At 64.2% G+C, this 20,710-nt stretch carries 15 protein-coding genes; 9 read left to right on the top strand and 6 right to left on the bottom strand.

The window, feature by feature from the left end:
• The gene (locus ACODSR_RS14665; RefSeq protein ID WP_489077406.1) at nt 1–516 is read left to right on the top strand and encodes a COG3650 family protein; all 516 of its coding nucleotides are present in this window, start codon (nt 1–3) and stop codon (nt 514–516) included.
• A 52-nt stretch (nt 517–568) separates the two neighbouring features.
• Here the strand turns inward: ACODSR_RS14665 and ACODSR_RS14670 are convergent, their stop codons facing one another.
• The 3 genes from ACODSR_RS14670 to ACODSR_RS14680 form a co-directional block, all read right to left on the bottom strand.
• Nucleotides 569–1,117, bottom strand: a complete 549-nt coding sequence (locus ACODSR_RS14670; RefSeq protein WP_489077407.1) for an ankyrin repeat domain-containing protein — start codon at nt 1,115–1,117, stop codon at nt 569–571.
• A gap of 93 nt (nt 1,118–1,210) precedes the next feature.
• Nucleotides 1,211–2,878 carry a catalase gene (locus ACODSR_RS14675; protein WP_489077408.1) on the bottom strand — a complete coding sequence of 556 codons (1,668 nt, stop codon included), beginning with the start codon at nt 2,876–2,878 and terminating at the stop codon, nt 1,211–1,213.
• A 145-nt stretch (nt 2,879–3,023) separates the two neighbouring features.
• A complete protein-coding gene (locus ACODSR_RS14680; protein WP_489077409.1) occupies nt 3,024–5,432 on the bottom strand; it encodes a ligase-associated DNA damage response DEXH box helicase in 2,409 nt (802 codons plus the stop codon).
• Between the two features lie 187 nt (nt 5,433–5,619).
• On the opposite strand from ACODSR_RS14680, the gene ACODSR_RS14685 reads away from it, so the two are divergent.
• Both ACODSR_RS14685 and ACODSR_RS14690 read left to right on the top strand, forming a co-directional pair.
• Nucleotides 5,620–6,939 (top strand): cystathionine gamma-synthase family protein, encoded by a 1,320-nt coding sequence (locus tag ACODSR_RS14685; RefSeq protein WP_489077410.1) that lies wholly within the window; start codon nt 5,620–5,622, stop codon nt 6,937–6,939.
• Nucleotide 6,940: 1 nt separating this feature from the next.
• Entirely contained in the window at nt 6,941–7,867 is a 927-nt protein-coding gene (locus tag ACODSR_RS14690; protein ID WP_489077411.1) for a 2-hydroxyacid dehydrogenase, read from the top strand.
• Here ACODSR_RS14690 and ACODSR_RS14695 read toward each other — a convergent pair.
• Entirely contained in the window at nt 7,864–8,538 is a 675-nt protein-coding gene (locus ACODSR_RS14695) for an HAD family hydrolase (protein WP_489077412.1), read from the bottom strand. The genes ACODSR_RS14690 and ACODSR_RS14695 overlap by 4 nt on opposite strands.
• Before the next feature lie 98 nt (nt 8,539–8,636).
• On the opposite strand from ACODSR_RS14695, the gene ACODSR_RS14700 reads away from it, so the two are divergent.
• Genes ACODSR_RS14700 through ACODSR_RS14715 form a run of 4 tightly spaced genes read left to right on the top strand, consistent with a single transcriptional unit; the run spans nt 8,637 to nt 12,225 of the window.
• Nucleotides 8,637–9,746, top strand: a complete 1,110-nt coding sequence (locus ACODSR_RS14700) for an MlaE family ABC transporter permease (RefSeq protein WP_489077413.1) — start codon at nt 8,637–8,639, stop codon at nt 9,744–9,746.
• Nucleotides 9,746–10,630, top strand: coding sequence for an ABC transporter ATP-binding protein (locus tag ACODSR_RS14705; RefSeq protein ID WP_489077414.1), 885 nt, complete (start codon nt 9,746–9,748; stop codon nt 10,628–10,630). Before ACODSR_RS14700 ends, ACODSR_RS14705 begins: the two co-directional genes overlap by 1 nt.
• A 3-nt stretch (nt 10,631–10,633) precedes the next feature.
• Nucleotides 10,634–11,596, top strand: a complete 963-nt coding sequence (locus ACODSR_RS14710) for an MlaD family protein (RefSeq protein WP_489077415.1) — start codon at nt 10,634–10,636, stop codon at nt 11,594–11,596.
• Nucleotides 11,597–11,613: 17 nt separating this feature from the next.
• A complete protein-coding gene (locus ACODSR_RS14715; protein WP_489077416.1) occupies nt 11,614–12,225 on the top strand; it encodes an ABC-type transport auxiliary lipoprotein family protein in 612 nt (203 codons plus the stop codon).
• A 112-nt stretch (nt 12,226–12,337) separates the two neighbouring features.
• On the opposite strand, the gene ACODSR_RS14720 is transcribed toward ACODSR_RS14715, so the two are convergent.
• Nucleotides 12,338–15,100, bottom strand: coding sequence for a [protein-PII] uridylyltransferase (locus ACODSR_RS14720; RefSeq protein ID WP_489077417.1), 2,763 nt, complete (start codon nt 15,098–15,100; stop codon nt 12,338–12,340).
• Nucleotides 15,101–15,109: 9 nt separating this feature from the next.
• On the bottom strand, nt 15,110–17,761 hold the full coding sequence (gene mutS, locus ACODSR_RS14725) for a DNA mismatch repair protein MutS (RefSeq protein WP_489077418.1): 2,652 nt from the start codon (nt 17,759–17,761) through the stop codon (nt 15,110–15,112).
• Between the two features lie 111 nt (nt 17,762–17,872).
• Between mutS and ACODSR_RS14730 the strand changes: the two genes are divergently transcribed.
• Both ACODSR_RS14730 and ACODSR_RS14735 read left to right on the top strand, forming a co-directional pair.
• Nucleotides 17,873–20,134 (top strand): NADP-dependent malic enzyme, encoded by a 2,262-nt coding sequence (locus tag ACODSR_RS14730; protein ID WP_489077419.1) that lies wholly within the window; start codon nt 17,873–17,875, stop codon nt 20,132–20,134.
• 33 nt (nt 20,135–20,167) lie between these two features.
• Nucleotides 20,168–20,665 carry a flavin reductase family protein gene (locus ACODSR_RS14735; protein ID WP_489077420.1) on the top strand — a complete coding sequence of 166 codons (498 nt, stop codon included), beginning with the start codon at nt 20,168–20,170 and terminating at the stop codon, nt 20,663–20,665.
• Nucleotides 20,666–20,710 lie beyond the last annotated feature (45 nt).

The raw sequence follows: 20,710 nt of genomic DNA on the forward strand, positions 1-20,710 counted from the left end.
GTGACGGGCTTGCGGCTGGCTGGCGTCGTGCTGATGGGCGCGGGGCTGGCTGGCTGTGACACTGAGCTGGACAATGATACAGGGTCGTTCAGTCAGGCCGCGCCAGTGGTGGTGAATAGTGCACCGCCGGTGAATGGCTCCGCGCCGGCCAAACAGAATAAGTCATTGAAAAATGACAATCTTTCTGTTTCACGCGAAACACACTCTGCCCCGTCACAAGTCAAGTCTACACCCGATTATCGGGCGATCGGCACTGAACCCTTTTGGGCGGTGACGGTGCGCGGGAACGCCGCAACGCTGGAACGACCGGATCATCCGCCGGTGCGCTTCGCCGTGGCGCATCATGTCGAGGAGCGCGTGATTCGCTATTCCGGCGACGGGTTTGCCATGACGATCAGCGAAGGACCGTGCAGCGACGGGATGAGCGACGCGCTGTGGCGCGACCGGGTGGCGGTGGCTTTTGGCGACGGCGTGTTGAAAGGGTGCGGGGGTGAGCAGGACGAGGGCGCGCCGTAAGGGGAAGGCGCGCAGGTTTCTCGACTGCGCTCGAAACGAACGGAGATGGGCTTTACTTGCGCCCTTCCAGTTGCGCGACCATGGCGTCATTGCCCTGCCCCTGCGCCACGGCTTTGGCGGTGCGGCCTGACGCATCGGCAAGTGCCGGGTCCGCGCCTGCCTTGACCAGCATCGTCACCTGCGCGCTGCGGCCGAACAGGGCGGCCATCATCAGCGCGGTCTGGCCTGCCTTGTTGCGGGCATTGACGTCACAACTGGCGGTCAGCAGCCGGGCGGCGATGGCGTCATTGCCCTTGAACGCGACGCCCATCTGCGCGGTGTTGCCCTGTGATACATCGGGCTTGCAGGGGTCAGCGCCTGCCGCGATCAGCGCGTCGAGCGTCTCTGCCTGACCATTATAGGCGGCCAGGATCAGCGGGGTGAAGCCGCGCGCGTCGGTGGCGTTGATGTCCACGCCAGCCGTGACCAGCGGGGCGATCATGTCGGTGCGGCCGAGGCGGGCGGCGTCGAACAGGAGTTGCTGGCGGCGTTCGGGCGTGGGGAGAGCGTCGGGCGCGGGGGAAGCGGCGGCAAGCGTGGCGGCGAGGAGGAGGGAGAGCATGGGGATGTCCTTGGTGATTTTCAGGCGTGGCCTCCGGCGGCGCGGCCCCACCCCAACCCCTCCCCTGAAGGGGAGGGGCTTTTATGGTTGTTATCAGCGCACGGTCATGCGCTGTTGCGGGTAGGCGGCTTCATATTCCGATACGGCCTTGGTTACTTCGCCCATCGGCACATTGACCGCCTTGGCCAGCCGCGTGCCATAATCCTTGTCGGCCTGATAGAAGTAGCTGACCATGATCGTGCGGGTGCGGTCGGACGTCACCTGACCCAGATCGCCCGCCAGGTTGGCAATCAGGTCCGCCTTGTCCCTGGCCGAGAGCGAACGGTAGAAAATGCCCGCCTGCGCGAAATTATTGGTCTTTTCGATCGGCTTGGCATCGACCGTGGCGTTCAGGTCATAGGTGGACTGGCCAAATTCCGCAGCCGCCTGCTTCTGGACGGTCGCGGGGAAATAATTGACGTTGGAGGTCGACCCCGTCCCGTCCATCACCCCGTCCTGATAATTATTCACCACCGGTGCCAGCGGCTTGTTGACCGGCAACGACATGACGTTCGCGCCGACGCGATAGCGCTGGGTGTCGGAATAGCTGAACAGGCGGCCCTGCAACATGCGGTCGGGCGAGGCTTCGATACCTGGCACCATATTGGCGGGGGCAAAGGCCGACTGTTCGGTGAACTCGAAATAATTGGCGGGCATCTTGTTCAATGTCATTTCGCCGATCTTGCGGAAGGGGACATTCAGCCATTCCTTGGTATCGTCGAACGGGTTATAGTCGAGACCGGCAAACTGGTCCGGCGTCATGGTCTGGATCATCAGGTCCCAGATCGGGGCATTGCCCTTGCCGACTTCGCGATAGAGATCGTCGGTCATGAAGTTGAACTGCGCCGCGCCGGCTTCCTTGGCAGTCAGATTTTTGACGCCCTGACGGCTGATCCAGCGGAACTTGGCAAAGGTCACCTTGCCCTGCGCGTTCACCAGCTTGAAGGCGTGAACGCCATTGCCGTCCATCGTGCGGTAGGAGGATGGCGTACCCAGATTGGAATAAAGCTGGGTCAGCATGTTGGTGGATTCAGGCGTGTTCGAGAAGAAGTCGAAATAGCGATTGGGATCCTGCTTGTTGGTCACGGGCGAGGGCTTGAGGCTATGCACCATGTCGGGGAACTGCATGGCGTCGCGGATGAAAAAGACCGGCAGGTTGTTGCCGACCAGATCCCAATTGCCCTGATCGGTGTAGAATTTGGTGGCAAAGCCGCGCGGATCGCGCAGGCCTTCGGGGCTGCCTGACGGGTGGATGACGCTGGAAAAGCGGACGAATACCGGGGTTTCCTTGCCCGATGTGAAGAGCGAGGCGCGGGTCAGATCGCTAATGTCGGCGGTGGCGCGGAACATGCCATGCGCGCCGGTGCCGCGGGCGTGGACGACACGCTCCGGGATGCGCTCACGGTCGAAGCGCGACAGCTTTTCGATGAGGGTCGTGTCCTCCAGCAGGACGGGGCCAAGGTCGCCCGCCGTCTTGCTGTTGCGATTGGCCCCGATCGGCGCGCCATTGTCGCGGGTGAGGTTGGGGATGGCTGCGGGTGCGGCTTCGGCGGGGACGGCCATGGTCGTGCCAGCGTCGGCGGGCAGGGTCACGGTCGCCATGCGTGCGGCGATCTGCGTTTCCGTCTGGGCAAAGACTTGCGCGCCGATAAGCGCGGACAGGCTGACGGCAGCCAAGGTCAGGCCGCGCAGGGGCGCGGCCGAAATCGGTGAATTCGGCATGATCAGGTTCCTCTGTTGTTTCGTCGATCGTGGCGATCGACACCCCTCGGACTGGGAAACGCTGAATGAACCCGGATGACCGCCAAGAGAAACGGCTTATCTTGCTTTCAGATAGTGGCGTTTTCGATGATTGCTCCAGACATACTCAATCGGGGCGCATCGCCTGGGCGACGAGCGCCTCCGCCTCGATCAGCAGCGCGTCGTCCGCCGCGCTTTGCGCGACATGCTCGCGACCGATGAGGATGAGGACAGGGACAGCAAGCGGACTGACCCGGTCGAGCGTGACATGCAGCATGGTCGTCGCCGCGCGGTCGATCAGGTCGCCGAGCCGCCCCACATCGGTCATGCGGGCGCGCGCGTCGGCCCAGGCGGCCTTGAGCAACAGATGGTCGGGCTGATATTTGCGCAGCACGTCGTAGATAAGGTCGGTGGAGAAAGTGACCTGCCGCCCGGTCTTGCGCTTGCCGGGATGCTGACGCTCGATCAGGCCGGATATGACCGCGACGTCGCGGAAGGCGCGCTTCAAGAGGCTCGACTGTTCGACCCAGTCGATAAATTCATGGTCGAGAATGTCGGCGGAAAACAGGCTTTGCGGATCGATGACCGGCTTCATGCCATAGATGGCCAGCGCATAATCATTGGCGACGAAGCCCAGCGGCATCAGTCCTTGGCTCTCCATACGACGGGTGAGCAACATGCCCAGCGACTGATGCGCGTTCCAGCCTTCGAAACTGTAGCAGAGCAGATAATGCCGCCCTTCATGAGGGAAGGTTTCGATGAGCAATTGCCCCGGTTGCGGCAGGACCGAGCGCAATTTCTGCATGTCGAGCCATTCGCGCACGTCGGGCGGAAAGCGGTGCCATTGGTCTGGGCTGGCGAGGAAGGTGCGGACCCGGTCGGCGAGGCGCGTGGACATGGCCATGCGAGTGCCGCCCCAGCTGGGGATGCGCGCCTGTTTGGACGTGGCGCGGACGATCAGATCGCTTGTGTCCATCTTCACCACCTCCAGCGCCATGCCGGAGAAGAAGAAGCTGTCGCCGGGCGTGAGTTGGGCGGCGAAGCCCTCCTCCACCGTGCCGAGCTTGCGGCCATTGGCGAAGCGGACGGCGAGCGCTGGCTGATCGACGATGATGCCCGCATTCAGCCGATGCTGCTGGATGAAGCGGGGGTGGGAAACGCGCCATGTGCCGTCGCTGTCCTGCGTCAGCCGCTTGAACCGGTCATAGGCGCGCAGGGCGTAGCCGCCGCCCTCGATGAAATGGAGGACGGCGGCGAAACCTTCTGGGGTCAGTGCGCTATAGGGGGTGGCGGACTGGATTTCGGCCAGCATGTCCGCTTCGCGGAACGGCCCGGCGCAGGCGAGACCCATTATGTGTTGGGCCAGCACATCGAGGCTGCCCGCGCGAAAATCATCGGCATCGCGTTCGCCCGCCTCCACCGCGTCGAGGGCGGCGCGAGCTTCGAGATATTCAAAGCGGTTGCCGGGGATCAGGATGGCTTCGCTGGCCTGATCAAGCCGGTGATTGGCGCGGCCGATCCGCTGGAGCAGGCGGGAAGAGCCTTTGGGTGCGCCCATCTGGATGACGCAATCGACATTGCCCCAGTCGACGCCCAGGTCGAGCGACGCGGTGGCGACGAGGGCGCGGAGTTTGCCGTCTGCCATGGCGCTTTCCACCTTGCGGCGCGCCTCGATCGACAGGCTGCCATGGTGGATGGCGATGGGCAGGTTGGCGTCATTGGCCGACCATAATGACTGGAAGATGAGTTCGGCGAGGCCGCGCGTGTTGCAGAATACAAGCGTGGTCTGGTGCGCGGCGATTTCGGCCATGACCTGACTGGCCGCATATTTGCCCGAATGACCCGACCAGGGGACGCGGCCTTCGGGGATGAGGATGGTGACGTTGGGTTCTGCGCCAGCCTCCCCCAGCACGGCGGCGACCGTGTCGATATCGCCATCTGGCGCGAGCCAGGCGCGGTAGGCGTCGATGTCCGCAACGGTGGCGGACAAAGCGACGCGGCGCAGGCCGGGGTTGATCGTCTGCAACCGGGCCATCGACAGGCTGAGCAGGTCGCCGCGTTTCTGGGTGGCGAAGGCGTGGACTTCATCGACGATGACGGTTTGCAGATCGGCGAACATCAGCACTGCGTCGGGATAGCTGAGCAGCAGGGAGAGCGATTCGGGCGTGGTGAGGAGGATGTGGGGCGGCTTGACCCGCTGGCGCGCCTTGCGATCCGATGGTGTGTCGCCGGTGCGGGTTTCGACGCGGATCGGGAGGGCCATTTCCTCGATCGGGGTCAGCAGGTTGCGGCGGACATCGACCGCCAGCGCCTTAAGCGGCGAGACATAGAGGGTGTGGAGCCGGTCGGTCGGGCGTTCGATCAGGTCCGTGAGCGTTGGCAGGAACCCGGCCAGCGTCTTGCCCGCACCGGTCGGCGCGACGAGCAGCGCATGATCGCCCCGGCGCGCGGCGGCGAGCATCGCGCGCTGATGGGCGCGCGGGGTCCAGTCGCGCGCGGCGAACCATTGTTCCAGCACGGGGGGGAGAAGAACCATGAACGGGATGTAGGGAGGCGCCCGTCCGGTGTCACCGGCTTCGTCCGCACCGCCGCCTATGCGGCAACTAAAATACCAACACGCGAAATATTCTTACGTCACCCTCTGGCCCTCCGGCCCGTCCCTGCGTTATCATCGCGCCATCAGGAGCGGCGCAGCAGACGCCGTATCGAGCAGGAGATAATCTATGTCTGGCGAAAGTGAAGCCGACCTTACCGGTGTCGAATCCAACCGCCGCCGTCCCAAGCCGCCGATCATGGAGATTGACGGGCGCAAGCTGAAACCTGCGACGCTGATGATGGGGCATGGCTATGATCCGACCCTGTCGGAGGGGTCTCTCAAGCCGCCGATTTTCCTCACCTCCACCTTCGCGTTCGAGAGCGCGGCGGCGGGCAAGCGGCATTTTGAAGGGGTGACGGGCATAAGGCCCGGCGGATCGGAGGGCCTTGTCTATTCGCGCTTCAACGGTCCCAATCAGGAAATTGCCGAGGATCGGCTGTCGGTATGGGAGGAGGCCGAGGATGCATTGCTTTTTTCCAGCGGCATGTCGGCCATCGCCACCACCTTGCTGGCGCTGGTGCAGCCGGGCGACGTGATCGTCCATTCAGCCCCGCTCTATGCCGCGACCGAATCGCTGATCGGGCGGATATTGGGCAAGTTCGGGGTGCAGTGGCTCGATTTTCCCGCTGGCGCGAGCGAGGACGAGATTGGCACGGTGATAGAGAAGGCCAGGGGTCTGGGCCGCGTTGCGATGATCTATCTGGAAAGTCCGGCCAATCCGACCAATGTGCTGGTCGATATCGAGGCCGTTGTCGCGCGGCGCAACTTCCTGTTTGAGGGCGAGGACCATGTGCCGCCGATCGCGATCGACAATACATTTCTGGGGCCGTTATGGTTGAAGCCGCTGGCCCATGGCGCGGATCTGGTGATCTATAGCCTGACCAAATATGCCGGCGGGCATAGTGATCTGGTCGCGGGCGGGGTGCTGGGGTCCAATGCGCTGATCACCACGATCCGGCTGATGCGCAACACGATCGGCACGATCCTGGACCCGCACTCGGCATGGATGCTGTTACGGTCGCTGGAGACGCTGGAGTTGCGGATGAGCCGGGCGGGCGAGAATGCCGCCAAAGTGTGCGCCTGGCTGAAGGACCAGCCGCAGGTGGAGAAGATCGTCTATCTGGGCTTTCCCGAAAGTGAGCGGCAGCGCGACATTTATGCGCGCCATTGCAGCGGGGCGGGATCGACCTTCTCGCTTTACCTGAAAGGTGGCGAGGCGGAGGCGTTCGCCTTTCTCGACGCGCTCAAGATCGCCAAGCTGGCGGTCAGCCTGGGCGGAACCGAAACGCTGGCGAGCCATCCCGCCGCGATGACGCATTTGTCGGTGCCTGCCGCGCGCAAGGCAGCATTGGGGATTGGCGACAATATGGTGCGCATCTCGATCGGTTGTGAGGATGCCGACGATCTGATCGCCGATTTTGCCCAGGCATTGCGGGCGATTGGTTGAGATGCGCCGTCCTCTACTGTTGGTGGGCCAGCCCTTGCTGGCCCCCGTGGTGCCGCTGTTGACGCAGGATTATGACGTCATGACTCTGTGGGAGCAGCCGGACACGGCGGCGCTGGCGCAGGTGGATGCGGTGATCTGGGCGGGCGAATTTGCGCTGGAAAGGGCGCTGATCGACGCGATGCCGCGCCTGTCGCTGATCGCCTGTTTCACCGTGGGCTATGACGGGGTTGACCTGACGCTGGCCAAGGCGCGCGGCATCGCCGTCACCCATGCCGGCGATGCCAATGCGCAAGATGTGGCCGATCATGCGATCGGGCTGATGATCGCCCATCGTCGCTGGATCGTCGGCGGCGACCGGCATTTGCGCGCGGGACTTTGGACGATCGAGGCCAAGACGCGCACCCGGTCGATGGGCGGGGCAAAGCTGGGGATCGTCGGTATGGGGTCGATCGGCATTGCAGCGGCGGAGCGGGCGCAGGCGATGCGGATGCAGGTGAGCTGGTGGGGACCGCGCGACAAGCCTGCCCTCCCCTGGCCACGCGCCAACAGTCTGGAAGCGCTGGCGCGCCAGAGCGACATTTTGCTGGTTGCGGCGCGCGCCGATGAAAGCAACCGCAAGATGATTTCGGCGGCGATCATGGAGACGCTGGGACCCGACGGGCTGCTGGTCAATGTCGCGCGCGGGCAATTGGTGGATGAGGAGGCGCTGATCGCCGCGCTGAAAAGCGGGCGGCTGGGCGGCGCAGCGATCGACGTGTTCGATCCCGAACCGACCGATCCGGCGCGCTGGGCCGATGTCCCCAATATCGTGCTGACCCCGCATACTGGCGGGGCGACGCATGAGGCGGTCGGGCAGATGGCGCAGATGCTGATCGCCAATCTGTCCGCCCATTTTGCAGGAGAGCCACTCCCCTCGCGGGTCGTCTAATCCCAGTCCACCCGCGTCCAGCCGCGCGCCGCCGCCAGTTTGGCCAGCTTCTTGTGCGGGTTGGAGGCGAAGGGGATGTCGGCAAATTCCAGCATCGGCGCGTCCGATACATGGTCGGAGTAAGCGCGGATATGGGCCTGGCTGCGGTCGATGGCTTCGGCCACCATCCATGCCTTGATCATCCGCAGCTTGCCGGTGTCGTAACAATTTTCACCCGCAATCTTGGCGCGGACATAGCGCAGATCCTGGGACAGATGATCGGTCGCGATCACCGCATCGAAGCCCAGCCTCCGGGCGATCGGCTCGACATAGAGGCGGTAGGAGGCGGTGGCGAGGACGAGGCGATAGCCATCGGCCCGGTCCTGCGCGATCTGCGCCACCGCGCCCTGACGCAAATTGGTCGCCACCACCTTGTCGGCATAGGTTTCGACATGGGGCATCAAACGCGCACGTTCGACATTGAAACCGATCATCAGCGCCTGATTCAGTTCCTTCAGGCGTTGGCGGGTGATCAGCTTGACCACATAGGCGAGCATCAGCAGCCCGACGCAGGGCAGCAACGCCAGCCGCCACGGGGCCATGGCGCGCGCCATATGGATGAGAAAGCCGGTATAGGTGCCGCTGAACGTCACCGTCCGGTCCATGTCGTAAATTGCCAGCCGGTGCGTCATGCCGTGTCCGAAACTTTTGCCTCTATGCTTCGTTCTGGCTTGCAGTTGGGCCGTTTCGGCTTGCCGTGCAACCGATATTGGACCAGTAATCCCATCGCATGAACAAAGCCGCCGATCTTGCTGAAGAAATGCGTGACGACGGCACAGTGATCCGGCTTTCCGGGTCGCTGGCGGTCGCCTGTCTGCATGACCTGCCCGGTCGGCTGGATGCGGTGCAGGGACCGGTCAGCGCGATCGACCTGTCGGGCGTGGACCATATCGACACGATAGGCGCCTGGACCGTGCATCGCACCGCCAAGCGGCTGAACAGCCCGATCACGGGCGGGCGAGACGATACGATGCGCCTGATCGAAGCGGTCGGCGCGCTGGACGAGCCGGTGGCGATCCGTCCCGATCATGTCCCCGCCGTCACCCGCATTGTCAGCCAGATTGGCGAGGCGGTCAGCACCGCCGGATCGACCATGCTGGGTCTGCTCGGCTTTTTCGGCGGCACGCTGGTCGCCACCTGGAGCGTCATCCGCCACCCCAGCCGCTTCCGCGTCAATGCCGTGGTGCAGCGGTTCGAGGTGGTTGGCGTGTCCGCGCTGGGCATTATCGGCCTGATGAGTTTCCTGATCGGCATCGTCATCGCGCAGCAGGGATCGGTGCAGTTGCGCCAGTTCGGCATGGAAATGCTGACGATCAATCTGGTCGGTCGGCTGACCTTCCGCGAACTGGGCGTGCTGATGACCGCGATCATGGTAGCGGGCCGATCCGGCTCCGCCTTTGCCGCGCAGCTTGGCACGATGAAGCTGACCGAGGAAGTCGATGCGATGCGCACGATCGGCGTGTCGCCGATGGAGGCGCTGGTGCTGCCGCGCACGCTGGCGGTCGTCATCATGATGCCACTGCTCGGCTTTTACGCATCGATCATGGCGGTGATTGGTGGTGGCTTTCTCTGCGCGATTGCGCTCGACATTCCACCGATCACCTTCGTTCAGCGGCTGCGCGAAGTCGTGCCGATCACCGACCTGTGGGTGGGGCTGATCAAGGCACCGGTATTCGGCCTGATCATCGCCATTTCGGGCTGCTTTCAGGGGATGCAGGTCAAGGGCAATGCCGAGGAAGTGGGGCTGCGCACCACCGCTGCGGTCGTGCAGGCCATCTTCCTGGTCATCGTCCTCGACGCCATATTCGCCGTATTCTTCACCTGGCTGGGGTGGAACTGATGGCGGAACAGGACGACATCGCGGCCGAGGAAGCGCGGGTTGAGGAGGTGATGGCGCAGAGCGACATCGCGATTTCGGTGCGCGGCATCCGCAACAGTTTTGGCGATCAGGTCGTGCATGACGGGCTGGACCTGGACGTGCGCAAGGGCGAGATTTTGGGCGTGGTCGGCGGGTCCGGCACCGGCAAATCGGTGCTGATGCGCGCGATCATCGGCCTCCAGACCCCGGACGAGGGCGAAATCCACGTTTTTGGCGAATCGATGGTCGGGCGGCTGGACGATGAAGCGCTGGCGATCCGCAAGCGCTGGGGCGTGCTGTTTCAGGGCGGCGCGCTGTTTTCCACGCTGACGGTCGCTGAAAATGTCGAAGTGCCGATCCGCGAATATTATCCCAATATCGGCGCGGAACTGCGCGACGAGATCGCCGCCTACAAGATCCGCATGACCGGGCTGCCGGCTGAGGCTGGCCCCAAATATCCGTCCGAACTGTCGGGCGGCATGAAGAAGCGCGCTGGCCTTGCCCGTGCGCTGGCGCTGGACCCGGACCTGCTGTTTCTGGATGAGCCGACCGCCGGGCTGGACCCGATCGGCGCGGCAGCGTTCGACGAACAGACCCGCCAGTTGCAGCAGACGCTGGGGCTGACCGTGTTCCTGATCACCCATGATCTTGATACGCTTTATTCGATCTGCGACCGTGTCGCCGTGCTGGCCGACAAGAAGGTCATTGCGGTCGGTACGATCGACGAATTGCTGGCCACCGATCATCCGTGGATACAGGAATATTTCAATGGCCCGCGCGGCCGCGCCGCAACGGCGGCGGTGGCCCGTCATCATGACCGCGAACAGGATAGGGCGGCACAGACCCCGCCCGATGGAAGGCAATAGGATATGGAAACCCGATCCAACCATGTGCTGGTGGGCGCGGTCACGCTGATCTTGCTGGCGGCGATCATTGCGGCAGCCTTCTGGTTCTCGCGCATCTCCGATGGGCAGAACAAGGAATATGACATCTTTTTCAAACAGTCGGTCAACGGCCTGGCGAAGGGGTCGAGCGTCAATTATTCCGGCGTGCCGTCGGGCCAGGTCGAAAAGATCGAGCTGTGGAAGCGCGATCCGGGCTTTGTGAAGGTGCGCATTTCGGTGAAGGAGGGCACGCCCGTTCTGCAAGGCACTACTGCGACGATCGCAGGCGTGGGCTTCACTGGCGTGAGCGAAATCGTGCTGGATGGCGCGGTCAAGGGCGCGCCGCCGATCCAGTGCCCGACCAATAACCCGCTGGCGGTCTGCCCCGACGGCGTGCCGGTGATCCCGACCAAGCCGGGCGCGCTGGGCGAATTGCTCAACAATGCGCCGCAGCTGCTGGAGCGGCTGTCGACCCTGACCGAGCGGCTGACCGAATTGCTGAACGACAAGAATCAGCAGTCGATCGCGGGTATCCTGGCCAATGTCGAGCGTATCTCCAGCTCGCTGGCCGATCGCAGCCCGGAAATCTCCGCCACGCTGGCCGAAGCGCGCATCGCAGTGCAGCGCACCGGGGTAGCGGCTGAACAGATTGGCAAGCTGGCTGCCACCACTGATTCGCTGCTGACCGATGAGGGCAAGCCGCTGATGGCCGACCTGCGCAAGAGCGTGCAGTCGGCGACCCGCAGCATCGACACGCTCGACAAGACAATCGCCGAGGCCCAGCCGGGCGTGCGCGCGTTCAGCAACCAGACCATGCCGGAGGTCAACCAGCTGGTCCGCGACCTGCGCGAAATGTCGCGCGCCTTCCGGGGTGTTGCCGAGAAACTGGACCAGCAAGGGGCCGGTTCGCTGGTCGGATCGCCCAAATTGCCGGATTACAAGCCATGATGAGAGGGACAAGGCGCATGTTCAACCGCCACACGCGCAGCGCCACGGTTGCGCTCACCGCCGCCTTCCTGCTGGCAGGCTGCGTATCGTTCGGGGCCAAACCGCCTGAGCAGTTGCTTGCTCTCAGCGCCGTGCAGAAGGTTATTCCGGGGCGCCTGTTGACCGGCGCGCAAGGACCAAGCCTGACCGTGGCCGATCCCGAAGCGCCCAAGATGCTGGATACAGTGCGGGTGCCGGTGCAACTGTCGCCCACCTCGGTCGCCTATGTGACCAAGGTGCAATGGGCCGATACGCCACGCCACCTGTTCCAGAAACTGCTGGCGGAAACGATTTCCGCAACCAGCAACCGGATCGTGCTGGACCCCGGCCAATATGCTGGCGACGCGGGCCAGCGGCTGATGGGCGAACTGGTCGCCTTTGGCATCGATGCGCCGGGCAATAGCGCGGTCGTGACCTATGACGCCATATTGACCAAGGGCAGCGGCACGGTAGTTGCCCGGCAGCGCTTCACCGCCAGCGTGCCCGTGGGTGCGAAGATTGAGGCAGGCACGGTCGGCGTGCCACTCAATGCCGCGGCGAACAAGGTGGCGGCGGATGTGGCGGCCTGGCTGGCCACGCAGCCAGGTTAAGGACTAAGGGTGTTGAGCGTCGACTCCCGACCTCCGTTCGTTTCGAGCGAAGTCGAGAAACGGTAACGCGCAGTTTCTCGACTTCGCTCGAAACGAACGGATTGAGGTAAGGTCAGGCCCGCTCCAGCGCCTCATCCACCTCGCCGCCTGCCGCTTCCAGCAAGCGGCGCTCCAGCGTTTGCAGCCGCGCCTTACTCTCTATCTTTCCGCCCAGCAGGTCGGTGACGTAGAAAGTATCGACCGCACGCTCGCCATAGGTGGCGACATGGGCGCTGTGGACCGTGACCTTCGACTGGAACAGCGCATTGGCCAGGCTGAACAGCAGGGCAGGCCGGTCGGCGGCGTTGATTTCCACCACCGTGAAGCGGTTGGACGCCTTATTGTCGATCAGCACGTTGGGAACGATGCGGAACGCTTCGGCGCGGGTCCGGGTGAGCGGGCGCGCCGACAATTTGGTGATCATCCGGTGGCGGTTGGACAGCGAATCCTCGATCGCGTTGCGGATGCGGGTCAGCTGATCGGGATCGTGGAACGCGCCGCCGAACGGGTCCTGCACCAGGAAATTGTCGATCGCCACGCCATCGCGCGTCGTATGGATGCGCGCGTCGATGATATTGCCACCCGCCAGATGGATGGCGCCTGCAATACGGTAGAACAGCCCTGGATGGTCGGTGGCATAGACCGTCACCAACGTCGCGCCGCGCTGCGGATAATAATGGGCCGCGATCGACAAGGGCGCGTCGGCGGAAGCCAATATGTGGTGCGCGTTGTGGATCAATATATCCTCTGGCTCGGCGATCCAGTAGGATTCGGGCAGCCGCCTGCGCAGCCGTTCAAACTCCGCGTCGGGCAGGCCCAACGCCAGCCGCGTCGTTTCCTGCTTGGCCGCGACCCGTTCGCTGCGGCCCTTCTGCTTATGGCCCAGCCGCAACAATTCTTCGGCTGACTCGTAAAGGTCGCCCAGCAACTGCCGCTTCCAGCTGTTCCACACCCCTGGCCCCACCGCACGAATATCCACCACGGTCAGGCAGAGAAGCAGCCGCAGCCGCTCCGGGCTTTGCACGACATCGACGAAATCGAGGATGGTTTTGTAATCGGCCAGATCGCGCTTGAAGGCGGTGGCCGACATCAGCAGATGATAGCGCACCAGCCAGGCAACGGTTTCCGTTTCCGCCGGGGTGAGGCCAAGGCGCGGGCAGAGATGTTCGGCGACTTCCGCGCCCAAGATGCTGTGGTCGCCGCCCCGCCCCTTGGCAATGTCATGCAGCAGCACCGCGACATAGAGGACGCGGCGCGAGAGCAGCTTGCCCATCAGTTCGGACGCCAGCGGATGATCTTCGGGCAGTTCGCCCTTTTCGATCCGGGCGAGCAGGCCGACGGCGCGGATCGTATGTTCGTCCACCGTGTAATGGTGATACATATCGAACTGCATCTGCGCCACGACCCGGCGAAAATCGGGGACGAAACGGCCGAAAACGGTGGATTCGTTCATCCAGCGCAGCACCGTTTCGGGATCGCGTGGGCTGGTCAGCACATCCATGAAGGCGGCGTTGGCGCGCGGGTCCTTGCGCACCTTGGCGGTGATGAGGCCAGCGTCGCGGCTGGCGGCGCGGATCGCACCGGGGTGGATCGACAGGCCATGTCGGTCAGCCACAGCGAAAATCTCGATCAGGCGAACCGGGTCTTCGCGAAAGAAATCGTCACTCGGCAGCGACAGGCGCCCGCGTTCCAGCACGAAGCCGTCCAGCTTCTTGGGTCGGCGGAACATGGCGGGGATGTAGCGCCGCCCCTTCGCCGCCATCTGGTCGTCCAGATGGGCCAGGAACATGGCAGTCAGGTCGCCCACGATTTTGGCGTTGAGGAAATAATAGCGCATGAAGCGCTCAACCCCCGACCGGCCATGCCGCCCGGTAAAGCGCATCCGCGTCGCGGTTTCCAGCTGGAGGTCGAAGGTCAGCCGATCCTCCGCCCGTCCGGTGATGGTGTGGAGGTGGCAGCGCACCGCCCACAGGAAATCTTCCGCCTTCTGGAACTGCCGCAATTCCAGCTGGGTCAGCAGCCCGACATCGACCAGCTCGGCGACCGACCGCACCCGGTTCACATATTTGCCGATCCAGAATAATGTGTGCAGGTCGCGCAGGCCGCCCTTGCCCTCCTTCACATTGGGTTCGACGACATAGCGACTGTCACCCATCCTTTTGTGACGATCTTCGCGCTCGGCCAGCTTGTCGGTGACGAAGGCGCGGGCGGTGCCCTGCATCACTTCGGCGTCGAAGCGTGTCGAGGTTTCCTCGTACAACGCCCGGTCACCCCAGACATAGCGCGCCTCCAGCAGGGCGGTACGGACGGTCAGGTCCGCCTTGGCCATCCGCATCGTCTCGTCGATGGAGCGGCTGGAGTGGCCGACTTTCAGGCCCAGATCCCACAGCGAATAGAGCATGGATTCAATGACCTGCTCGGTCCAGCCGGTCGGCTTCCAGGGCGTAATGAAGCCGATATCGACATCGCTATGCGGCGCCATTTCGCCCCGGCCATAGCCACCAACCGCGATCAAAGCGATGCGCTCACCGGTGCTGCGATTGCCCGACGGGTAGAGATGGTGCGTCGTCGCGTCATAAAGCAGGCGCAAAATCTGGTCGATCAGGAAGGCAAAGGCGGTCACCGCCTCCCGCCCGCGCGTGGGCTTCGCCTCCAGCCGCCGGGCGACCTCGGCACGGCCCTCATCCAGCGCCGCCTTCAATTCCTTGACGATCAGGCCGCGCAGCAGCATCGGATCGCTACGGTGCAGTTGCGCCTGAGCCGTGATGTTGTCGGAAATCGCGCGCCGATCAATGATCGCACGGCGCGATCCCAGCGCGGGAAATTGCATGACCATGGAGGCTATCTAGTCATGGTCGCTGGTCGCGGCCAGTTGTTTCAGCCGATATAGTTGATCGAGCGCCTCACGCGGCGACAGCGCGTCGGCATCGATGCCGTCGAGCGCCGCACGCAGCGGGTCGATCACGGGTTCGGACTGGGCAGAAACGGCGGCGAACAGCGGCAGATCGTCCAGCCCAGCCGCAATGCCGCCGGTCTTGGCCTTGCCCGCCTCCAGCCGCGCCAGCACATCCTTGGCGCGCTTCAGGACAGCGGCAGGCAGGCCCGCCAGCCGCGCGACGGCCAGGCCATAGCTGCGGTCCGCCGGTCCGTCGCTCAGCTCATGCAGCAGCACCAGATCGCCCTTCCATTCGCGGGCGCGGACATGGTGGAGCGAGAGCGAGGAGAGGCTTTCGGCCAGCCGGGTGAGTTCGTGATAATGGGTAGCGAACAGGCATCGGCAGCGATTGACCTCATGCACCGCCTCCACCACCGCCCAGGCCAGCGCCAACCCGTCATAAGTGGAGGTGCCGCGCCCGACTTCGTCGAGGATGACGAAGCTGTCGGCTGTCGCCTGCGCCAGGATGGCGGCGGTTTCGACCATCTCGACCATGAAGGTGGAGCGGCCGCGCGCCAGATTGTCCGATGCGCCGACCCGGCTGAACAGCCGGTCGACCAGGCTGAGCGTCGCGGCCTGCGCGGGGACATAAGCCCCGGCCTGCGCCAGGATGACGATCAGCGCATTTTGCCGCAGGAAGGTGGATTTGCCGCCCATATTCGGGCCGGTGACCAGCCAGAGCCGGTCGTCCTGCACCAGACGGCAATCATTGGCGACAAAGGCCTGCCCTTCGCGCCGCAGCGCATCCTCCACCACCGGATGCCGCCCGCCTGTGATGTCGAGACACGGCCCGGCGCCATCCGCCGCGACGAAATGCGGTCGCTGCCAGCCGCCCTCCGCCGCCCGTTCGGCCAGCGCGGCGGCAACATCGAGCCGGGCCAATGCCTGCGCGGCGCGGGCGATGTCGGCCTTGCGCTCCAGCACGGCGGCGATCAGATCTTCCAGATGCGCCGCTTCCGCCACCAGCGCGTGTCCACCCGCCTGCGCGACCCGCCCGGCTTCCTCGTGCAGATCGACCGAATTGAAGCGCACGACGCCTGCCAGCGTCTGGCGATGGGTGAAGCCGCTTGTCGGTGCCATCAGCGAGTCGGCGGCGCGGGCAGGCACTTCGACATGATAGCCCAGCACGCCATTATGGCGGATCTTGAGCGTCGAAATGCCCGTCTGCGCGCGATATTTCGCCTCCAGCGCGGCAATCGCGCGGCGGCCATCGCCCGCCATGCGGCGCAGCTCGTCCAGCGCAGGATCATAGCCGTCGGCAATATAGCCGCCGCTGGCCGTTTCGGTCGGCGGGGCGGGCACCAGCGCCCGCGCCAGACTGTCGACCAGCGCGCCATGGCCATCGAGCGCAGGGAGCAGGCGGGCGAGGAGCAGCGGCTGGTCGGGCAACCGCCCCAGCCGCTCACGCAGCAGCCGCGCTTCGCCAAGGCCATCGCGCAACTGGCCAAGGTCACGCGGGCTGCCCCGGCCCACCGCGACCCGGCCCAGCGCCCGGCCAATATCGGGCAGGGCGCGCAAGGCTGCACGGAGCTGGTCGCGCAGCCCCGCATCGTCGTGGAACAGCTGCACCAGCCCCAGCCGCGCCTCGATCAGGTCCATATCCATCAGCGGCGCGGACAAATCCTGCGCCAGTAGCCGCGCCCCCGCACCCGTCACCGTGCGATCGACCGCACCCAGCAGGCTGCCCGCGCGCGCGCCGCTCATCGTTGCGACAATTTCCAGACTCTCGCGCGTTGCCGCATCAATCGCGACATGGCCGCCGCTGGTCTGGCGCAGGGGTGGCGCAAGGAAGGGCAGCGTCCCCTTTCCTGCATGGTCGAGATAGGCGATCAGCCCGCCCATCGCCGCCAGCTCTGCCCGGCTGAACTGGCCAAAGCCGTCGAGCGTCGCGACCCCGAACAGGCGTTTGAGCGCTGTTTCGGCGCGGCTGCTGGAAAAGGCTGCGCGATCGAACATATGGGCGTCGGCTATGTCGAGCGTTGCCCCTTCGGCAACCACCGTCTCGCTGGGACGCAGGCGGGCGAGTTCGGCGGGCAGATCGATGGCGCGGCAGGTCATCGTCTCGAACCGGCCAGTCGATATATCGGCGGCGGCGAGGCCGATCTCGCCCTCTCCGCCCACCTGTGCAAGGGCGACGAGCATATTGTCGCGCCGGGAATCGAGCAGAGTCTCCTCGGTCAGCGTGCCGGCGGTGACGTATCGCACGATATCGCGCGCCACGAGCGTCTTGCCGCCCCGCGCCTTGGCCTGCGCGGGCGTTTCGGTCTGTTCGGCAATGGCGACCCGATGGCCTGCCTTGATCAACCGGGCGAGATAGCCCTCCGCACTATGCACCGGCACGCCGCACATCGGGATCGGCACGCCGCCATGTTCGCCCCGACTGGTCAGCGCGATGTCGAGCGTCGCGGCCGCTGCCTTGGCATCGTCGAAGAATAGTTCGAAGAAATCCCCCATGCGGTAGAAGAGCAGGCAGTCATTCGCCTGAGCCTTGAGCGCCAGATATTGCGCCATCATCGGCGTGGGGGCGGGCTGGATCGCGATGTCGTTAGGGGCGCTGGGCATGAAGCCCGGATAGCGCCAAGCTGCACAGCAGGAAAGAAGCCTTCTCGCACTTGCCCACAAGGCGCGCTTGCCGCTAGGGCCGACGCAACGGACAGCAAAGGCGAGTAAGTGATGACCGACAAGTCGAATGTGGAATTTTCCGAGCGCGAGGCGCTGTTTTTCCATTCGACCGGCCGCCCCGGCAAGATCGAGATCATCGCGTCCAAACCGATGGCGACGCAACGCGACCTGAGCCTGGCCTATTCGCCGGGCGTCGCGGTGCCGGTGCTGGCGATCGCGGCCGATCCTGCCACAGCCTATGATTATACCGCCAAGGGCAATCTGGTCGCGGTCATCACCAATGGCACGGCGATCCTGGGCCTGGGCAATCTCGGCGCGCTGGCGTCCAAGCCGGTGATGGAGGGCAAGGCGGTCCTCTTCAAGCGCTTCGCCGACGTGGACAGCATCGACATCGAACTCAAGACCGAGGATGTCGATCGCTTCATCGATGCGGTGGAGCTGATGGAGCCGACCTTTGGCGGCATCAATCTTGAGGATATCAAGGCACCCGAATGCTTCATCATCGAACAAACGCTGAAAGAGCGGATGAACATCCCGGTGTTCCATGACGACCAGCATGGTACCGCGATCATCGCGGCGGCGGGCGTCATCAACGCGGCGATGCTGACCGGACGTGAGCTGAAAGACCTGAAAGTCGTGGTCAATGGCGCGGGCGCGGCGTCGATCGCCTGCACTGAACTGATCAAGGCGCTGGGCGTGGCGGGTGACAATGTCATCATGTGCGACAGCAAGGGCGTGATCTATCAGGGCCGCACCGAGGGCATGAACCAGTGGAAGTCGGCCCATGCGGTCAGGACCGACGCCCGCACGCTGAAGGAAGCGATGAAGGGTGCGGACGTGTTCCTCGGCCTCTCGGTCAAGGGCGCGGTAACGCCGGACATGGTCAAGGATATGGGCGAAAAGCCGATCATCTTTGCCATGGCCAATCCCGACCCGGAAATCACCCCGCCCGATGCCAAGGCGGTTCGCCCCGAAGCGATCGTGGCGACGGGCCGGTCGGACTATCCCAATCAGGTCAATAATGTCATCGGTTTCCCCTTCATCTTCCGCGGTGCGCTGGACGTGCGGGCGACGACGATCAACGAAGCGATGAAGGTCGCCGCCGCCCATGCCATCGCCGAACTGGCGCGCGAACAGGTGCCGGAGGAAGTGGCCAAGGCCTATGGCCGCTCGCACAGCTTCGGCCCCGATTATATCATCCCCGCCCCGTTCGACCCGCGCCTGATGGAAGTGGTGCCGTCAGCCGTTGCGCAGGCGGCAATGGACAGCGGCGTGGCGCAAAAGCCGATCGCCGACATGGCCGCCTATCGCCAGTCCCTCAAAGCCCGGCTCAACCCGACCACCTCTGTTCTGACCAGTGCCTATGAAGTGGCAAAGGCCAATCCCAAGCGCGTCGTGTTCGCCGAAGCGGAGGAAGAAGTGGTGCTGCGCGCCGCGATCCAGTTCCGTGACTTGGGCTATGGTATCCCGGTGCTGGTCGGGCGCGGCGATGTGGTCGACAAACTCAAGGCGCTGGGCGTGCGCGATCCCGACAGTTTCGAGCTGCACAACAGCGTCAATTCACCACTGGTGCCCAACATGGTCGACCTGCTTTATGCCCGGCTCCAGCGGCGCGGCTATCTGCGCCGCGATTGCGAGCGGATGGTCAACCGGGACCGCAACATCTTTGGCACATTGCTCGTCAAGATGGGCGTGGCCGACGCAATGATCACCGGCATGACCCGACCCTATGCGCAGACATTGCGCGAAGTGAAGCGGGTGATGGACCCCGCAGTGGGGCGCACGCCGTTCGGCATCCATGTCATGGTATCGAAGGACAAGACCGTGTTCCTGGCCGATACTACGGTCAACGAGCGCCCGACGGCCAGTGAACTCGCCGATATCGCGGAAGGCACGGTGGCGGTTGCCCGGCGCATGGGCCATGACCCGCGCGTCGCCTTCCTCTCCTACTCCAATTTCGGCAACCCGCCGGGCGCATTCCTGGAAAATGTGCGTGGCGCAGTGAAGCTGCTCGACGAACGCGATGTCGATTTTGAATATGAAGGCGAAATGACCGCTGACGTGGCGCTGAATCCGGCGGTCATGAAAAGCTATCCGTTCAGCCGCCTGTCCGGCCCGGCCAATGTGCTGGTGATGCCGGGGCTGCAATCGGCCAATATCTCGGCCAAGCTGTTGCGCGAACTGGGCGGCACGTCGATGATCGGCCCGGTGCTGGTCGGCATGGAAAAATCGGTGCAGATCGCCACGATGGCATCCAATGCGTCGGAGCTGCTGACACTAGCGGTGCTGGCGGCGGGCGGGATCGCGCTCTGATCGACACACGGGCGCAAGATGGGAAAAGCGGACATGAATGACACCACCAGTTTCGACAGCGCAACCTTCCGTCGCGTGCTGGGCCATTATCCCACCGGCGTGTGCGTCGTCACCGCCGTGGAGGCGGACGGCGCGCCCGTCGGTATGGTGGTGGGTTCCTTCACCTCGGTTTCGCTCGATCCGCCGCTGGTCGCCTTCTTCCCGGCCAAGACATCGAGCAGTTGGCCGCGCCTCGCTGCGGTCGGCAGATTCTGCGTCAACGTCCTGGCGAGCGATCAGCAGGCGCTGTGCCGTCAGCTGTCCGGGCGCGGCGAGGACAAGTTTGCCGGTGTCTCGCACCGTGTATCGGCCAACGGATCGCCGATCCTGGACGATGTCGTCGCCTGGATCGACTGCACGCTGGACGCGGTGCATGAGGCAGGCGACCATTATATCGTGCTGGGCAAGGTCGTGGCGCTGGAGGTCGACCGGCCGGAAAGTCCCTTATTGTTCTTCCAGGGCAATTATGGCGAATTTTCGCTGATCGCGTAACGGCGAGGGCGAGGGCGCGACGTCTGGCGGGAAAAGTGCGGATTG

The sequence above is a fragment of the Sphingobium sp. FG125 genome (assembly GCF_057809795.1).

Coding starts and splice junctions, on each gene's coding strand:
- ACODSR_RS14715 (WP_489077416.1), top strand. CDS start 11,614: ATGTTCAACCGCCACACGCGCAGCGCCACGGTTGCGCTCACCGCCGCC.
- ACODSR_RS14710 (WP_489077415.1), top strand. CDS start 10,634: ATGGAAACCCGATCCAACCATGTGCTGGTGGGCGCGGTCACGCTGATC.
- ACODSR_RS14695 (WP_489077412.1), bottom strand. CDS start 8,538: ATGACGCACCGGCTGGCAATTTACGACATGGACCGGACGGTGACGTTC.
- ACODSR_RS14730 (WP_489077419.1), top strand. CDS start 17,873: ATGACCGACAAGTCGAATGTGGAATTTTCCGAGCGCGAGGCGCTGTTT.
- ACODSR_RS14680 (WP_489077409.1), bottom strand. CDS start 5,432: ATGGTTCTTCTCCCCCCCGTGCTGGAACAATGGTTCGCCGCGCGCGAC.
- ACODSR_RS14670 (WP_489077407.1), bottom strand. CDS start 1,117: ATGCTCTCCCTCCTCCTCGCCGCCACGCTTGCCGCCGCTTCCCCCGCG.
- ACODSR_RS14735 (WP_489077420.1), top strand. CDS start 20,168: ATGAATGACACCACCAGTTTCGACAGCGCAACCTTCCGTCGCGTGCTG.
- ACODSR_RS14690 (WP_489077411.1), top strand. CDS start 6,941: ATGCGCCGTCCTCTACTGTTGGTGGGCCAGCCCTTGCTGGCCCCCGTG.
- ACODSR_RS14700 (WP_489077413.1), top strand. CDS start 8,637: ATGAACAAAGCCGCCGATCTTGCTGAAGAAATGCGTGACGACGGCACA.
- ACODSR_RS14705 (WP_489077414.1), top strand. CDS start 9,746: ATGGCGGAACAGGACGACATCGCGGCCGAGGAAGCGCGGGTTGAGGAG.
- ACODSR_RS14685 (WP_489077410.1), top strand. CDS start 5,620: ATGTCTGGCGAAAGTGAAGCCGACCTTACCGGTGTCGAATCCAACCGC.
- ACODSR_RS14720 (WP_489077417.1), bottom strand. CDS start 15,100: ATGGTCATGCAATTTCCCGCGCTGGGATCGCGCCGTGCGATCATTGAT.
- mutS (WP_489077418.1), bottom strand. CDS start 17,761: ATGCCCAGCGCCCCTAACGACATCGCGATCCAGCCCGCCCCCACGCCG.
- ACODSR_RS14675 (WP_489077408.1), bottom strand. CDS start 2,878: ATGCCGAATTCACCGATTTCGGCCGCGCCCCTGCGCGGCCTGACCTTG.